Consider the following 1127-nt stretch of genomic DNA (forward strand, 5'->3'; position numbering starts at 1 on the left):
GGACAAGGATCTGGACCGCAAGGAGCTCGAGAAGCTGTTTTTGACCCTGGCCTGAGACCCCGAATCCCGAGATGATCGGGGTCCGGCACGACGACCCGAAGGAGAAGACGATGACCTACACCCATCACCTCACCCTCGACCAGCCATACGCGCAGGCCGTCGGGCGCGTGCGCGCAGCACTGTCCGAGCAGGGATTCGGGATCATCACCGAAATCGACATGCGGGCCACGTTCGAGAAGAAGCTCGACGCCGACGCGGCCGAGGAGATCGGCGACTACATCATCCTCGGTGCGTGTAATCCAGGCCTCGCTCGTCGAGCTCTCGCGGCAGAGCCGCAGCTTGGCGCTCTCCTGCCCTGCAACGTGATCGTCCGGCGCGGGGCCGACGACGGTCACAGCATCGTCGAGGCGATGGATCCGAAGGTCATGGTCCAGCTCAGCGACAGTGACCACGTCCGCGCGGTAGCCGACGACGCCGACAGTCGACTGCAGGGCGCCCTGGCGGCGTTGCGCCGCTCCGCCTGACGTCCCTGAGCCCTCCCTGTCGAGTTGTCCCGAGCACTGGCTCATCCGCTGATAGTGCCCACCCGCAGAACACCTGGGGGCTTCACAAGGACCACGTTGGCATCTACCGGAAGCTGAGGGCCTCCTCCAGTAGTCCGACCATGCAGGCAGCGATGACTTCCAGCGCCATCCATGCCTGTGGCGCTTGGTCAGCGGGCCATGGGCAGGCAGGCTCCGGCGGCGTCATCGAAGCTGCCGACAATTTGCACCACCTCGCAGCCTTCGCGCTTGAGCAGGCTTGCGCCCACTCCGGCGCGGTAGCCCGACCCGCAGTGAACCCACCGTCGGCCAGGCGGAACCCCATCCAGACGAGCGAGCAGCTCCTGCAACGGGGTGTTGACTGCGCCGTCGATATGCGACGACTGGTGCTCCCCGGTGTGACGCACGTCCAGGATCGCTTCGCCCTCCGGGCTATCGGCTGTTTCATAGCCAACCGAGCGCCGGTGAAGCGCCCTGGGTTTCGTTCCGTGGTTAGGCGGGCGCGGTCGTCGTGGGGTGAGTGTAGGACGCTTCGACCGCTGCGGGGGTGCGGTAGTCGAGAGTTTCATGCAGTCGGGACGTGTT

General features: G+C 65.7%; 2 protein-coding genes. One reads left to right on the forward strand and one right to left on the reverse strand.

What is annotated here, in order from left to right; all coding sequences use genetic code 11:
• Window positions 1–110 precede the first annotated feature (110 nt).
• On the forward strand, window positions 111–524 hold the full coding sequence (locus MHY49_RS18920; RefSeq protein ID WP_239206799.1) for a DUF302 domain-containing protein: 414 nt from the start codon (window positions 111–113) through the stop codon (window positions 522–524).
• A 188-nt stretch (window positions 525–712) separates the two neighbouring features.
• Here the strand turns inward: MHY49_RS18920 and MHY49_RS18925 are convergent.
• Window positions 713–1127, reverse strand: a 415-nt coding sequence (locus tag MHY49_RS18925; protein ID WP_239206801.1) for a rhodanese-like domain-containing protein, incomplete at its 5' end; no start/stop codon positions are given.

The organism is Brachybacterium sp. ACRRE (genome assembly GCF_022346485.1).
Classification (GTDB): Bacteria; Actinomycetota; Actinomycetes; order Actinomycetales; family Dermabacteraceae; genus Brachybacterium; species Brachybacterium halotolerans.

Excerpts from the sequence above, each read along its gene's own strand:
- MHY49_RS18920 (WP_239206799.1), top strand. The coding sequence starts at position 111 with ATGACCTACACCCATCACCTCACCCTCGACCAGCCATACGCGCAGGCC.